The following is a 13,291-nucleotide window of genomic DNA, read 5'->3' as shown; positions in this document are numbered from 1 at the left end:
CCGCCAGTGATTTGCTTTCAAAGAGCTGATGACCATGACGTGAATCCCGAATATGCTCAGGAGCATCCCATCACATCCTGCGAACCTCAAGGAAAATAAAATGCTGCTCACGGAAGATGCTCTTGAGTTCGCCCGCCGGCACATTCATGCCTACTACGACACCGATTTCTTTCCGAAGCCGTTCGAGTTTCTTGCGATTTGGCACTGTTGGGACGAAGTTAAAGCGTACCTGCTGACAACCCCGCTCAAGGACATTCTGAGCAACCCTCCGCGTGTCCTGTCGTGGCATAAAGCACGGGGCGGCCACCGGGTTGTGCATCAGCTAGAGCCGCTAGATGCCCTGATCTACACCGCCCTCGTCTACTTGGTCGCGAATAAGGTTGAGCGGGCGCGTATGGGCCCACACATTTCGTGTGCCTACCGGATCGAAGTCAGTCCAACCAGCTTTTTCTCGCGCGGTTCTGGCTTTGATACTTACCGTCGACGCTGTGAGTACCTGGCCAGCCGACATGCATACGTGCTGTCCACAGACATCAGTGATTTCTACAACCAGATTTATCTGCATCGTATCCGTAACGGTCTAGAGGAAATCAGCGCTGGTGCTGACGTGGCGAAGGAGATTGAGGCCTTTCTAATGAGGCTCAATAGCAAGTCCTCCCAAGGCTTACCGGTGGGCCCGGCAGCGTCCATTATCCTTGCTGAGGCGGCGCTGATCGACGTCGACCAGTTTATCGCCCAGAGGGGCCTGGAGCATGTCCGCTACGTTGATGACTACCGAATATTCGGTGATGACGAAGCAGCGCTCAAGATCATCCTCGAAGACCTGGTGGTGTACCTGCACCAGCAGCACAGGCTTGGCCTGGTCTCCGAGAAAACCAAGATCCAGGACTCATCTACTTTTCTCCATGTGGAACTGCAGAACGCCTATCAGGTTGAGAAGCTGGATCTCATGCGCAGCATCGAGGCCGGAAACCACTATGGGGAATACCGGGAAGATCCGGATGAACACAATCAGGATGAAGAAGACGAAAGCAGCCTTGGCGACCGCCTCTCCAGCGCAATGGAGCGCGCCAAGGAGTCCGGCCTGCTTGACCTTGGAGTCATGCGAGCAATCATCCGCCGGGCAAAGCATGCCCACGATTTTACCATCGCTCCTCTGCTGTGTGACGACCTGGAGTTTTACCTTCCAGTGATCAATGACGTGGCGCTGTATTTCGACGCACTTCCCGAAGAGGATCACCTTCTCCTCGCGCCAGCGCTGTCGGACGCGTGCCAGCAGGGTCATTTGGACAGCCAAAGCGCGAAGGTCTGGATAGGTTGGTACCTCGCAAGGCATGTGGACAGCAACACCAGCGTGCTGAAGCAGTACGTTCGGCGATGCTCAATATCCACCGCAACAACCGCCGAACTCGCCAGGGGCAATCGCGCCTGGTCGAAGGAAGCGAAACAAAAGGTGTCTGCGACGGCTTCATGGGATCGTCGGGCTTATATCCTGGCGCTCAGCGGGCTGTCGCCGGATGAGCGCAAAGTAAGCCTTCAGCAGCTAAAGAACAGCGTCGCATTGACCAAACTTGATGGCTGGGTCTGCAAATGGGTGCAGGACGATCTGCCGGGACTTTGAGGTAATCCCGATAATGTTCCACTCGGAAAGATACGTCGCCCCTGCGGGTATGCGCTGCTTGAAGCACTAGCGCATTTTTTCCAGTGCCAGCAGCGCCGGCAAGCTCGCATGCCTTCGACCTATTGTGCCGGCGAGTACGTACAACGTTTCCAGGCTTGTGAAGAGGTGGCCATCGTATTCCTGCTGGAAGCTCGATCTCATGGCTCCCGGGCGCGCTCCGCCGGTTTGGGTGTCGTAGACAACGCTGCGATCATACAGAACGGTGGGTTGAGGCCCACAGCCTGAGAGCACATTGATAGCGACGTCACTCAACATTACATCCATCACCATCCAATGTCGCACAATCCAAAAGCGCCGCCCTTGGAAAAAATGTGTCTGCCACCGCTAAAATATGATCCATATCATCGTGGGCGCCTTCCAAGCGGCTGCCCGGGTCGACCAGCAAGCTCGCTAGTCACGCTGGATAAGCGCCAGATGCTGTCATCAGCTCTCGGCGCCAGCACCGCAACCTTCGTGGCGCTGGCCATGGCCGTTGACGGCGACACGGACGTGGAATCAGCTCTCCAGCAGATTACGGATGAGCTTCGAGCCTTTTGTGGCAGCGGGCGGACTGAGTGAGGCGAAGGCCCAGATCAGGAGCGGTGAACTGGCTGCCAAGCCTGCCGGGGTGCCAGTCAATGCTGAACTGCTACGTGGTGTTCTTGAGTGCAAGGCCAACGGTATGACCCAGAATGACACAGCAATGCAGTTGGGGATGAGTAAGGCGACGGCGCACCGGTACTGGAAACGTTCCTTAAGCCGATGGGCGTGGCGCCGGCTTGGCCGTCGTATCAGACAGTCGTATTCAGTTCGGCGCCCTCAAGCGGGACTCGCGAGATTGCCGGCGTGGTGTCTTGGTCTTCATGACGCCTTAGACTTACAGCTCGCGCCAGGAAACGACAGTCTCAGCCCCATAACGTTTTCTCCATTCCTTGAGCTTATTATGGTTAGAGCCACGGGTTTCAACAGTCTCGCCAGTATGAGGATTCTTGTATCGTCTAAGGGACTTGGCGGTAGATCGTGCAGCCCCACCTGCTTCTATATTAGTCTCTAGTAATTGATAGATAGAATCCGCAGTCTCAATCATTGCAAATGACTCTTCAGGCTTAAGCAATCGCAAGACCTCATCTGGCGTAAAATCATAACGATTTTTTAGAGCTATGAATTCAGATACAAATGCACGCTCCTTGAGGAGCGCTGAGTCGCCTTCGAGCTTCTCAATCCGCCCTTTGAGGGTAAGATAATCTATCAGGGACGTCATCAAATACTCCGATATCAAATTACTTTCGGGCCTCACCCTTAAAACCGAACTCTATGCCATTTCTATCATGCTCTATTGCTAACCACATCCATGATCTGCAAACACAACATTTTAACTCACGTGACGGCAGAGGCTTTCGCGTCAGTATCTTTAAGGCTTTGATCCTTTTGTAAAAGCTCGCCGATATTGATATCGCCTTGAGACTCCAATTCCCGAACAACCTCGATAAGGCGAACAACCTCCTCATTTGAATATCCATATCGTTCAACAAGCTGATCGAACTCTTTACTGAACTCAAGATCCAACTGATAGTTGAGGTCTTTGGCCTCTAGCTCTTGAATCTCGCTAGTCACACGTGCCAGCAAGGACTGGATTTCTCTAAGCCTTACGAAGGTATGGGTTCGTTTCATGGTTCCGTACCTATCCGGGTTCAAGGTGATTGTAGCGCAACCTCAAACGCTGTTAAAGGCGCTAGGCGATTTGCCGCTCCAGTGGCAAACAACCTTTTCCTAGCAGCTTGCACCTAGAAAGCACGCTTTGCGAGTGGTTCTGGTTGAATGGGGAGCGAATCTGATTCAGGACTGACAATTGACATCATCGATACACCGAACAAGGTATCAGTTCCTGATAATTAGCCACTATATCCATTAATATCAATTAGTTATGGCTATTCAAAAGCTTTCTGCAACAATTGACAATGGTGGTTTTCGTTTCCGAACATGGGTGCCATCATGGCCCCTTCGTTTGGATAGCCCAAAGCCATAAGTCAATTTAGGCCAAAAAGGTCGATGGCTGAAGGTAGGTGCTGGTAGCATCGGTTCAGCCACTGTAGCCTGGCAATAGTCGCGAAAAACGCTTCAGCAGTCCTTCCTTCGTAAAGCCAGTCACAGGAATTTTTCGAGGCGATCCAAATCATCAAAAAGCCCTAGCGATTACTTAAATATCAATGATTTAGCGAAACTTAATATCGCATATATTGCCAATCGGGTCGCTGACTGATTGAGCAACCACACCCCATGCATAAGGGGCGGGAGACTGCCTTGAAATTCGTCTTTCTACAGCTACTTGCCTACCAGCCATCACGATTGTAAACCTGCAACGCCCCATCAGTGGAAGTTGCAGCACTCCGGGCCACGTGAAATGGTTGATAGCTTGTGTTGTTTGCCTGGAGTCAGCTGGCTCAGCAATTCGACATTGTAGCGCCAAGACGGCACATGAAGCGAGTCTGGGCCGGAGGCCCGCAGCCCATCAAAGTTATATATAGTTCTAGAGTTTCAATCACTAGACCTTCTGATAGTCGCAGTCTGGATTATGGAGAACCCCTTATTAATATTTCCTCAGCAACCACTCTAGATGACGGCAATCTTCCGGTGAAAGGTTACGATATGCGCTCTCCCAAACCGCAATCATATGATAAGACTGAAAGCATTGACTAAGGGACTTGAGCTCGCCGGGAGTGGCTGGAAAAAGATAGTCAGTGAAGTCTAGGGCACCTCTGAGAAACGTGATCTCAGCTGCCGTCAAAAGTTCGAATGCGGAACCCGCGAGCAGGTAACCCATCGACATAGCCCGTGGGCTTGCTGACTCAATGTTTTTGATCATCTGGGTGATGGTCGGTTTTTCGAACGAGCGTAAATTTAGCTTCTCGCCCTGTGGTGATTTGATGAACCATCGGGCCACTCCTCCTTCACTCACGAGATTCGCTTGATAGAGGAAAAAACCTAACAAGAAGTAAAGCGCATACTTTGAGGGCCGGCTGGTAGTAGGCAGTGCAGGTGCATACTCAACCCAGTCTTGGAGCCGCCGAACGATCCGACAGATCCTCGATTCAGCGGATATGCCTTGATAGCCGCAGGAGTTGCGAGAGATCAATCCAACGCCATGATCGTAGTCCTCACGTTGAGTGTGCTGCATGTAAGCCTGCCAAGCCCCTGAGAGCTGGCTGAGGGTGCCCCGCTCAAGTTGCTGAAGCAGAACCGGCTGCCTATGCTGCGTGCACACAGCAGCCCCGCGCTTGCGCCATGCTTTTCGCAAAGCGGGCGCCCGCAGAGCTGCGACGTCATCGGCGATGCACTGGGCGCAATAACGACGGTTGTGAGTGTTCTGAACAGCATTCGGTGGCAACGAGAACCGGCTAGCTAGATGAGGGCGCAACGTCGCTGGAAATGCGTCCAGGAATTCTTGGGATCGAAATAGCGTGTCGTATTCAATAGGGGCTCCCAAGTCTGGAGGCATTTTGGAGCGGGTACCTCCCAGCAAGATAGCCGGGTTCCAGGTAGGCTCTTCGGCAATATCGTTCTCTTGCGACTCCAACGGCAATTTGATCGGTCGGGCCGGATCAGCCACATACTGATTTTGTTGTGCCTGCAAGGGCATAGCCATCTGGACTCCAGCCTTGTTGTCGCCCCCGTGGGTGTTCGGCCCCGAGGCCTGAGCTAGCTCGTCCCTCTCGATCAGCCTCCTGCACCACTCCAGGAAGCCACCGTGGATAGAGTCGATGGATTTCGCGGCAGCGTTTCGGCAGAGCCATGACCCCAAGGTTTCATCGATCACCGGCTTCAAGTACAGCCGGAAAGATCCTGCTTGCTCGTTGTGGCGCGTTGAATGACGGTTGTTATGGCTGGTTACGGCCTGGCCAGAGCGAGCCGACACCACTGCCGCCGCCTGACGACTGAAAACGCCCCCCTTCGCGCCACTGAAACCCTTGGCGCCTGGATCAGAGAGGTTGCAAAGGTGAGGGGTAACAAGGCCTCCCGGATCATTTGGTGACCCGGCCTGAGGTTCATCAAGTTGCAGTTCAAGCTGGAATGTGATTCGTGAGGCCAACAGATCAAAGAGCGGTAGTAGAATTTGTGGATCCGCTTGGGAGGTGGCTGAGGCGTTGGCAGCGGGTTGGATGCTGTGATCGTTGCCACCTCCATCCTGTGTGACCTCAGGAATAGGCAGCAACGTCGACTTGATGGTGGCGCTTGCAGGTATAGCTGCACTCCGCTGTTCGCCGATATCCGCAATCTCTAGGCTATGAGCCGCGCGCCGAACGTGCTCCGCCGTTTTACCCACCAGGCCGGAGGTGTAGGTGTGCAGCGCGCGGACGTCGAGGCCATAGGAAGTTATGAAAATAGGAGACAGATTTCTGACTGTCGCCGCTGCCAGATTCAAGTCAGGTGCAGATTCGGTCTCAGCGCACACATTACCGCGCAATTCGCTGGGCGAGGTACCCAAAGGCGCGGTGAGGATATCGTGGCGAATTGGGATGGGTGTGGGGAGGTGGGTTGACTGCAATAGAGGCATACTTACGCGATGATCTTTGAACAAAGCCTCAACGAGATTGAAGTAGGCCTCATCATAATTCATGGGCCTTAAATCGATCATTTCAACGATCATGCCCAAAACTCTGGCCCGCAAACCTATCTCGGTCAGCTTATCATGCAATCCACACAGTACGATGTTATAGCCGAATGGCGGCCTAGTTAGCTGGTGAACGGAATCATAAATACCCTGCAACTTGGAGGAATACATATTAAAGTAATCGTGAGCATCCTCGCATATCACTGCCTGGTACTGGCGCAGATGAAGCGCAGCTTTGTAGTGGCGGCTAATCCTTTGATTAGCACCGAGTTCTGAAGAGAAGATGGGAAGTTGTAGAGACCGAAATATATGAGCGAGCAGTACGAAATCAGAATTCACCGCCGACCGCTCGATGTGGATAGACCTTATACCGTTACGGGTGGCCAAGGCTTGCAGTCGTGAAGCGAAAGCACTACTGCCCGCTCCCGCTTCACCACGTACGATGATGAGCTTGCCCTGGCCACCACCTTGGCTGATCAGGGCAAGCGCGCGTTCAAGCGGCACTTGGTTGGCGGAACCGTCATGCCAGATTCGCCTCATCAGATGAGACCAAAGTCCGCCAATCCCATATCGAATGCAACCTCCAGCAAGTCAAGATCAATGAACTCCTGCCCGGACTCGATAGCCAATTTGGCAGCGGCGATCAGTACGTACCGAATATTGCGCGTGCTTCCCATGCACGCATTAACCAAGGCCACCTGGATTTCCTTCGTATCCAATACCGATGGCTTTTGAAGAGGAATGAACCGAACAAAGGCCTTGAGAAAGCGAGAGAAATCTACAGACTCTGCTTCCCACGAAGGAACCTCCCACACACTGAAGCGAGAGCGAAGCTGAGGATCGATCCCCAAATGCGCTTTGAGCTCTTCGGTTCCGGCGACCACTACGCTCAACCCGATATCCGGGTTAGCCAATGCTCTGAGGTAGGTATTGTTCGGCTGCACCAGTGCGTATTTCGTACCGGCCAGTGCATTCCCCTCGTCAAGAATGCAGACCGAGATATTTTTCTGCTTGATCCTTTCCCTGATCTGCTTGATACCACTGGCAGTGCACAACGACTTGACTGACTCGGTGAATCCAAGTTCGGTCAAAAAAATCTGCTGCAGATCGAGGTACCTGCCGTAGGGTGCGAGATCAATGGTCATGATAGGCGTCGAATCAGGGGTATTGATCAAGCGCTGAGCTCGCTCGATCATCGTTGTTTTCCCAATACCACTGATACCAATGAGTGCCATGCAGGAGCAACATCCCCAACTCGACAACCGAATCATGCTCTTCAAGCTATTATTGAACGAGCTGTTGGTGGATGTCTTGATCCAAACTGGCTGATCACAATATGCGATCCGTTCAGCAGCACTCAGCAAAGCAATGTGTTGGACGCTTGAAGCAAGGTGGGTAACGTCCATCGCTATTCTCCTTCGAAGGGCTCGACATCAGTCGAAAAATTGCGCTGTTGAAGTTTCAGCTTTTTCACCGCGAGTACGTGGTGACGCAACAGCGGGTCGTGTTTGTCGCCATCAATGATCTCCATCTGCCGCCTCATCGCTGGAACGTCCAGCGCAATAGCATTCAGAAGAATTGCTTTGCGTGCCAGAAAGGCTTTGACTGCGCGCTCACCCAACTTGCCTGCCTTCTTCAGATACTTCAGCATGATTGCTCTAGCGGTGAGAGTTACGGTGGTTTTTTCGCATGACGGAATTTCAATCCACTCACCCTCAATCTTCGCAAGGATTTGGGTCAAGTTCACAGGGTCATATTTGACCCTGACCTTTTTCCCGACCATGTTCCGGATAACATTATTGGAATAACGGAACCCGTTGACCTGAAGCCCAGTCCTGGTAACTTTGGGATACTTCTCAGGCAGTACCTCGATCACAAAGTTTTTCACGTCACGTACTTGGCGGGGAAACAGCGGCTTACCGTTTTCGCCGGTCATTACCTCCGCCCAGCGATCACGGGGGGTTTTTCCATCTGCCGCCGCCGTGTCATGGTATTCACAGACGGACAAGGTGAAGTATTCGATGAACTCATCCAAGGTCATGACTTTGTGTACTTCCGGGTTGTAGTCCCTGTCTTTACGAGACCTGGAGGCAGTGCCGCCTGGCAGCATTTGGACATGGCCGATGTTCAGCGTCCCCAGTACGCGCTCGCAAATACCGCCATCTTGTTTCTGGGAGCGGTGCCGAAGCTTGATCCCTTCCATCGAACACGCAGACTTCAAATTCCCAGAACGAAACTCGCGAGCGTTATCAGTCAACAGCTCGTCGAAGACGCCGTGGAATTCGTAGCCATGGTCTTGCAGCCCAAGCCTTTTCATGAATGCGTCCTTGCTCATCACCGAATGCTTCAAGGTATGCGCAACACTGCACAAACTCGGATACCGGAGGCTGATATAGAACCCAAGGATGACTTTGGTTTTTGCGCAAATCGCCAAAGTGATCCATGGCCTCCCTACGGGGTGTTTCCTGTCGTGAGAGCTGGCGAGGAACACGTCCGCGACCGTATGATCCATCTGGACTTGTTCAAGCGCCCGGCTAAACCCGCGAAAGCCGTCCCTCAACGTGAAGTTGTCATCGGCAAAGTTTTTGTTATGCTTTTGACAGGCCTTGCCATGTTCGGGCAGGTTGTTCATCCGGTCACAGACGGTTTCGTATGACGGTACCTCCTCAATACCGCGTTCGTGACATTCTGCTTGCACGCCCTTCCATACCGTGCGGTAGGACGCGCCATGGCCCCGGTACAGCCATACTTGATCTGCAATGATTTGCTCTAGCTCCGGGGAGATGACTTTAGTCCCGACCTTACGACCAGGTTTCTTTCCCAGAAGACTGATGGGCCCGAGTTCCTGATTGAAGAGACGCCGCACTTCATAATACCGGGGCCGGCTCAACTTGCAGATTTCAGCCGCATCATCCACAGTCAACTCGCCTCTCATCTCCTTCTCGATCATTTCAAAACGATGGCGAGCTTTTTCCATTTGTTCAGGGGTGTAACCCTCAACCATGATCAAAGCGCGCTTCGCTGTTTTGTCGGCTACATGTGCTGCAGCCGCGTTGTTCAAGATCTCATGATTAACGGGTTCGACTTTGTCTGCACCAGCTAAACACAGCTTGTCGTTACGTAAGCTACGCAGATGCAACTTGCGAGTCCCGCTTTCTACTCCTTCCACGACCCAAAGATCGTTTTCAAATTTTACCAATTGAGTGCTGCCATCAGCAGCTTTATAAGCACCCATGACATCTTCCTCCGATCATTTAAGTAGGCGCCATGCATTGGCAGTGACGCCTTGGCCGAAAACTAATTCGGGAAGTGGATTCGCAAAACTTCTTGCGAGAACATCGAATCAAGTCGCGAAGCGACCGTCTTATACGACGGGGGCTTAAGTCCCAAGACTTCACAACGAGCCTGTACTTGCTTCCAGACTGACCGCTTGGTCATCGAGCCATGCAAGTACTCGCATTGGAATACAGCCGAAACGACTTCCTCGACCTGTTGAGGAAGAGCAGAGCGCTCTTGGGCCATCAAACGAATATCGGCAAGAGCATTCTCGCCCAGCGAGGTCACATCTAACGCGAGCACATAGGGCCGCTCCGTTTTGGCCAGGTTTGGCGCTGGGAAATCAATGTCAGATTCAAAATTTTCAGACCGCGTTTCGTGCTCATTTGGCATCCAGCTACGCGAGCGATCAGACCCCTCGTGGTTCGGGGGGTCGCTGACATGGGGCGAGCTCTGGGGAGCCTTGGCTTTCTTTGAATGGCTAAGCGGCTTACCGTGGTATTGCTCAACATTCGGGAGGTGAACCGGGTTTCCGGGCGTGGTGTTGTTGGTCTGCTTTTGCATGATGAACCTCTGCTAGTCCTTGTCGCCAATTTGGCTCAGGAAGTCGCTAGGGCCGTAGCTCAAACATCCTCGCTACCCAATTCAAGCGTGTCTTCCCGAACGTTCAGGCCCGCAAACAAATCTCAAAAACCGTCTCAAACGATTTTCAAATGTTTGCGGGTCGTCTTTGAGGTCTAGACCTTTAAACTGAGGTTGCAAGTGCTGGATTTTCTTCTTTGAGAAAATGATTGAAAATCAATCGAGTAGCGCCGATTAATTTTTCTGTCATGTAATTGAAAAGAAGAAAATCCGGACTGGATTTTCTTCTTTTAGGTGGCAGGGGCGGCAAAGCCCCGGTTTACCGGGGGGGGCAGGGGGATCGAGATTCAAAGACTACTGACACAATCGCCTTTGGACATTCTGTTGTGGAGGTAAACTGATACTCCCGCGTGGATTGATACGTAAATCTGAAACTTTTGGGATTAGCTCCTGCCTTTCGGCCGTAAAGACGTACAGCATCGTATTTACGAATCGCTAGATTTCGGAACTCCTGTGGTGCAAAGACAGTTGCTAGCCGTCAAGTGATTGCCTAGCGATTTCAGAGCAGTTTTATTTGAACATGCGTGTGTCGTACATGAAGTCAAACATATCGACCGCCTTGATCTCCTTGACGGCCGGGTGATTCGGATTGATCACGACATTGCGCTCGAGCACCATCACAGCAGAAGGCACGATCAATCCCAGGTGTGTGTTCGCCTTTAACCAATGGGTTCCGAAATCCATGCTAGGCCGGTCAGCGGGGAGACTTGCCCAACCCTCTGGCAAGGTTTTCGGATCAGGCTCCAAATAAAGCGTTGGATCAGCGGGCAGTTCGAAACAGGTGATCTTCATCGGGAACGTGGGCTCGCCCCCGGCGTGTACGAAGGTTTCCAAGCAGCAAATCGCAGGTGTCAGCCCCATGTAAACGGCTGCTACATCCTGATCATTCCACCTCCCTCCTTCAATTGCCGCACCCATTCCTGACAGATCGTTCGCACGTTTCGCCTTCGCGATTCGCCACGCCCTCATCAGGCTGCGCCTCCCCACTCAAGCGCATGAAGGACTCGGCGGACTTGTTTGGCGCCTATCTCTGTTTCGCAGAGCATAATCGGCGCGATTCCACCGAGCGCTTTATTGGCCGTCGACATCCAATGAGCAGCATTCTCTTGGCTTTCAAAAACCTCTTCGGCCAGGTGACTGACTGTTGCAATCCGATCCAGGCGTTCAGACGCAACGGGATCAAGATTCTTTTGCTCACGCCGCCGTCTTTCGAGCGTAGAGATGGATGCATTTAGCAGCGTCTCAACGTTGCGTTCCTGAAGATCGAAGGTCAGACGAATGGCGTGTACCAGATGGGCAGGAAACCCTTCCTTGATCTGGTGAATGCGTTCAGAGTCCTTGAGTGAGTCCCGACCGTAACTGAAATGCCAAAACGCAGCGATCCCCATTTCGCGAGAGTCATCTTTCTTTCTCGCCGGCAGCCGGGCAGTTGTTGGAGCGACCATCAGCATTTACTCCAAATGAATTAATTTTTAAGTCAAATGAACTATAGGGTATCTGTTTGCTCAGCGGTACTACCACTGAGCAGCAATATGGCGCTAGCAGAGTGGACGGTGGCGTACCTGGAAAATATGTCCCGACCTACTGATTCAGTTTCTGCTGCAGCTGCATGAGCTCTGCGGAGGACTCCGTCAGCTGGCTCTTCACTTGGGTCAGTTCGGCAGATGACGGCTTAATCACAGCTTCAAGCCGTTTGGCTGAGCCAGCGAGTTGCTCCCTGCCCCCCTCCTCCTTGGCGACCGCAGTTTTCATGGCGTTGAGTTCGCCCGTCAGGCGCAGCATGGAATCTTCCTGCTCTCCGCGACAGGCCCCTTAACCATGCATGACACCGCTTGCTTCTTCGTGTGCAGCTGAAATCACGCGATCTGGCTCGGTGGAAAGAAGGTCCTGTGGACGCTTGCCTCCAAGCCATCCATTGGGGGAAATAAACCAGAATGAAACTCCCCAACCATCTTTCATGGGGCAGAGAACGGATATTACATCTCTAAGGCCGGGAATCGGACTGGCGCCGCCTTGCGATGGGAACGCGTAAACTGGAAAATACCTACAACCATCGTGATTGATCGAGAAAATTCGGTGGTCCGTCTCCCACCGCATAAGTGCAAGACTCAGGAGCTCGAAGTCGATACCCAGATGGATAGCTAAGTCCTGAACAAGAAGGAAGTCGCCGCAGGTCAGAATTTGAGCTCTGGCCAAGGCATCCATCTCCCCTTCTCTTTCTTCGTTAGACCGACGCTTCTCTTCTCTTGCTGCAGGCGCCGTCCCTGGACGAGGACACGCGTCTAGCTCCTGACCCTTTAGAGGGTTATCCGCAAGAGCAGAGCTTTCGGCCCGACTGACCTCGTTCGCGGAGGCTTTGACATCTTTGTCGGGATCAATCGTCATGAGTTTGTCTCCTGGGTACCCTGCAGTTCTCCTGCTGCATGAAGCGCATTGCTTGAGTATATAACGCCAAATATGCTGCCCGGACGGTTACTGGCAGCTCAGCATGGTTGATCCGTATCGGCCTGGTGGTGAGCCTGCCATTACACCTTCCTACGCTGGAGGTAGGCCTACCCGCCTGGTTTGCACAACATATTCTTCGCAATTTCCTTTTGGTAGAAATGTGACGTCAATTCCGTTTAGAAGCCTGCAGGGCCGATTGCAGTAATAGCTTAGCTTCCCCTTTGCAAGCCAATGGGGCTCCCGAGGGGGCGGTAGGAATGGCAATTATCTGACACCATCCGCAATGATCCGTACGTGCGGAACTACAGCATACGTCTCATACCCCAGGTACGTGACGCGAAGCGTTCCGCTGGATAAGGGTGAGCATGACGGGGACGGCACCTAGACGCGAGTCAGCAGACCAAAGCGTGACCACTGAAGCAGGTGACGTTGGCTGCGACGTTTGAGCGCTTGCCCCCAAAGCCTCAAATTCCAAATCCGATAGCGTGCCGCGCTGTTTAAGATTCGTTACAGGAGAGAGCTTGGCTACAGGTATGTCTCCATCGGTGAAGATAATTGTTTCTCCGTCCACTACCGCATCGATGAGTGTAGAAAAAAGCGTTTTGGCAGTTTGTATATCGTGAGTCTGCATTCCGTTATGTCCCCCCAACCTTTTCTGG

12 protein-coding genes and 1 pseudogene are annotated in these 13,291 nt (G+C 52.6%); 1 reads left to right on the top strand and 12 read right to left on the bottom strand.

What is annotated here, in order from left to right; translation table 11 throughout:
• Positions 1–100: 100 nt before the first annotated feature.
• Complete coding sequence (locus tag ACYZT7_RS16945; RefSeq protein ID WP_462037492.1) at positions 101–1,621, top strand: RNA-directed DNA polymerase; 1,521 nt, start codon at positions 101–103, stop codon at positions 1,619–1,621.
• Between the two features lie 66 nt (positions 1,622–1,687).
• Here the strand turns inward: ACYZT7_RS16945 and ACYZT7_RS16940 are convergent.
• From ACYZT7_RS16940 to ACYZT7_RS16885, 12 genes and pseudogenes are all read right to left on the bottom strand, one after another.
• A pseudogene (locus ACYZT7_RS16940) lies at positions 1,688–1,975 on the bottom strand (DUF6957 family protein); the annotation flags it as partial.
• A gap of 562 nt (positions 1,976–2,537) precedes the next feature.
• Positions 2,538–2,921 carry a histone-like nucleoid-structuring protein, MvaT/MvaU family gene (locus ACYZT7_RS16935; RefSeq protein WP_462037491.1) on the bottom strand — a complete coding sequence of 128 codons (384 nt, stop codon included), beginning with the start codon at positions 2,919–2,921 and terminating at the stop codon, positions 2,538–2,540.
• 116 nt (positions 2,922–3,037) lie between these two features.
• A complete protein-coding gene (locus ACYZT7_RS16930; protein ID WP_462037490.1) occupies positions 3,038–3,331 on the bottom strand; it encodes a hypothetical protein in 294 nt (97 codons plus the stop codon).
• A 916-nt stretch (positions 3,332–4,247) separates the two neighbouring features.
• A complete protein-coding gene (locus ACYZT7_RS16925; RefSeq protein WP_462037489.1) occupies positions 4,248–6,809 on the bottom strand; it encodes a TniQ family protein in 2,562 nt (853 codons plus the stop codon).
• Complete coding sequence (locus ACYZT7_RS16920; protein WP_462037488.1) at positions 6,809–7,675, bottom strand: TniB family NTP-binding protein; 867 nt, start codon at positions 7,673–7,675, stop codon at positions 6,809–6,811. The genes ACYZT7_RS16925 and ACYZT7_RS16920 overlap by 1 nt, the downstream gene beginning before the upstream one ends.
• 2 nt (positions 7,676–7,677) lie before the next feature.
• The gene (locus ACYZT7_RS16915; protein WP_462037487.1) at positions 7,678–9,504 is read right to left on the bottom strand and encodes a transposase; all 1,827 of its coding nucleotides are present in this window, start codon (positions 9,502–9,504) and stop codon (positions 7,678–7,680) included.
• A gap of 62 nt (positions 9,505–9,566) precedes the next feature.
• Positions 9,567–10,109 (bottom strand): hypothetical protein, encoded by a 543-nt coding sequence (locus ACYZT7_RS16910; RefSeq protein ID WP_462037486.1) that lies wholly within the window; start codon positions 10,107–10,109, stop codon positions 9,567–9,569.
• Between the two features lie 588 nt (positions 10,110–10,697).
• Complete coding sequence (locus tag ACYZT7_RS16905; protein WP_462037485.1) at positions 10,698–11,156, bottom strand: RES family NAD+ phosphorylase; 459 nt, start codon at positions 11,154–11,156, stop codon at positions 10,698–10,700.
• Positions 11,156–11,638, bottom strand: coding sequence for a type II RES/Xre toxin-antitoxin system antitoxin (parS, locus tag ACYZT7_RS16900; RefSeq protein ID WP_462037484.1), 483 nt, complete (start codon positions 11,636–11,638; stop codon positions 11,156–11,158). Before parS ends, ACYZT7_RS16905 begins: the two co-directional genes overlap by 1 nt.
• A 130-nt stretch (positions 11,639–11,768) precedes the next feature.
• Positions 11,769–11,969, bottom strand: a complete 201-nt coding sequence (locus ACYZT7_RS16895) for a hypothetical protein (protein ID WP_462037483.1) — start codon at positions 11,967–11,969, stop codon at positions 11,769–11,771.
• Between the two features lie 30 nt (positions 11,970–11,999).
• Positions 12,000–12,572: a hypothetical protein gene (locus ACYZT7_RS16890; RefSeq protein WP_462037482.1), complete on the bottom strand. Its 573-nt coding sequence runs from the start codon at positions 12,570–12,572 to the stop codon at positions 12,000–12,002.
• A 376-nt stretch (positions 12,573–12,948) separates the two neighbouring features.
• Positions 12,949–13,263, bottom strand: a complete 315-nt coding sequence (locus tag ACYZT7_RS16885; RefSeq protein WP_462037481.1) for a type II toxin-antitoxin system Phd/YefM family antitoxin — start codon at positions 13,261–13,263, stop codon at positions 12,949–12,951.
• Between the last annotated feature and the right edge of the window lie 28 nt (positions 13,264–13,291).

The organism is Pseudomonas sp. RT4P38, assembly GCF_054897765.1.
Note: the sequence above shows the minus strand (reverse complement) of the source record. Positions and strands in the feature narration are given on the sequence as shown.

Coding starts and splice junctions, on each gene's coding strand:
- ACYZT7_RS16925 (WP_462037489.1), bottom strand. CDS start 6,809: ATGAGGCGAATCTGGCATGACGGTTCCGCCAACCAAGTGCCGCTTGAA.
- parS (WP_462037484.1), bottom strand. CDS start 11,638: ATGCTGATGGTCGCTCCAACAACTGCCCGGCTGCCGGCGAGAAAGAAA.
- ACYZT7_RS16885 (WP_462037481.1), bottom strand. CDS start 13,263: ATGCAGACTCACGATATACAAACTGCCAAAACGCTTTTTTCTACACTC.
- ACYZT7_RS16945 (WP_462037492.1), top strand. CDS start 101: ATGCTGCTCACGGAAGATGCTCTTGAGTTCGCCCGCCGGCACATTCAT.
- ACYZT7_RS16905 (WP_462037485.1), bottom strand. CDS start 11,156: ATGAGGGCGTGGCGAATCGCGAAGGCGAAACGTGCGAACGATCTGTCA.
- ACYZT7_RS16920 (WP_462037488.1), bottom strand. CDS start 7,675: ATGGACGTTACCCACCTTGCTTCAAGCGTCCAACACATTGCTTTGCTG.
- ACYZT7_RS16935 (WP_462037491.1), bottom strand. CDS start 2,921: ATGACGTCCCTGATAGATTATCTTACCCTCAAAGGGCGGATTGAGAAG.
- ACYZT7_RS16930 (WP_462037490.1), bottom strand. CDS start 3,331: ATGAAACGAACCCATACCTTCGTAAGGCTTAGAGAAATCCAGTCCTTG.
- ACYZT7_RS16890 (WP_462037482.1), bottom strand. CDS start 12,572: ATGACGATTGATCCCGACAAAGATGTCAAAGCCTCCGCGAACGAGGTC.
- ACYZT7_RS16895 (WP_462037483.1), bottom strand. CDS start 11,969: ATGCTGCGCCTGACGGGCGAACTCAACGCCATGAAAACTGCGGTCGCC.
- ACYZT7_RS16910 (WP_462037486.1), bottom strand. CDS start 10,109: ATGCAAAAGCAGACCAACAACACCACGCCCGGAAACCCGGTTCACCTC.
- ACYZT7_RS16915 (WP_462037487.1), bottom strand. CDS start 9,504: ATGGGTGCTTATAAAGCTGCTGATGGCAGCACTCAATTGGTAAAATTT.